Source organism: Pseudomonas sp. DD1 (assembly GCF_044510355.1).
GTDB classification, from domain to species: Bacteria; Pseudomonadota; Gammaproteobacteria; order Pseudomonadales; family Pseudomonadaceae; genus Aquipseudomonas; species Aquipseudomonas shahriarae.
In genome coordinates this window covers 1-879 of record NZ_MSAJ01000028.1, presented here as the reverse complement: position 1 = coordinate 879, position 879 = coordinate 1, and the positions used below count along the sequence as shown (strand labels likewise).

The window sequence follows — 879 nt, the reverse complement described above, 5'->3', positions numbered from 1 at the left end:
GGTCTCAAAGAAGTTCTTCTCTTTCTTCAAGTCCATGATCTCGCTCATCCACGGGAACGGGTTAGTGGTCCCTGGGTACTCTTCCTTCAAGCCGATCTGCGACAGGCGACGGTTGGCGATGAACTTGAGGTAGTCCTCCATCATCGCCGCGTTCATGCCCAACACGCCGCGCGGCATGGTGTCGCGTGCGTATTCGATCTCCAGCTGGGTCCCTTGCAGGATCATCTGGGTCGCTTCTTCCTTCATGTCGGCATCCCACAGGTGTGGGTTTTCGATTTTGATCTGGTTGATCACGTCGATGCCGAAGTTCAGGTGCATCGACTCATCGCGCAGGATGTACTGGAACTGCTCGGCCACGCCGGTCATTTTGTTGCGGCGGCCCATGGACAGGATCTGGGTGAAACCGCAGTAGAAGAAGATGCCTTCCAGCACGCAGTAGTAGGCGACCAGGTTGCGCAGCAGCTCTTTGTCGGTGTCGACGGTGCCGGTTTCGAACTTCGGATCGGAGATCGAACGGGTGTACTTCAGGCCCCAGGCTGCCTTTTTGGCGACCGATGGGATCTCGTGGTACATGTTGAAGATCTCGCCTTCATCCATGGCCAGCGATTCGATGCAGTACTGGTAGGCGTGGGTGTGGATCGCTTCTTCGAAGGCCTGGCGCAGGATGTACTGGCGGCACTCCGGGTTGGTGATCAGGCGGTACACGGCCAGCACCAGGTTGTTCGCGACCAGGGAGTCGGCGGTGGAGAAGAAGCCCAGGTTGCGCATGACGATGCGACGTTCGTCGTCGGTCAGGCCTTCGGGGTTTTTCCACAGGGCGATGTCGGCGGTCATGTTGACCTCTTGCGGCATCCAGTGGTTGGCGCAGCCGTCGAGGTA

General features: G+C 58.4%; 1 protein-coding gene. It reads right to left on the bottom strand.

The window, feature by feature from the left end; all coding sequences use genetic code 11:
- Positions 1-879, bottom strand: an 879-nt coding sequence (locus PSFL_RS16445) for a ribonucleotide-diphosphate reductase subunit beta (RefSeq protein WP_397470278.1), incomplete at both ends; no start/stop codon positions are given.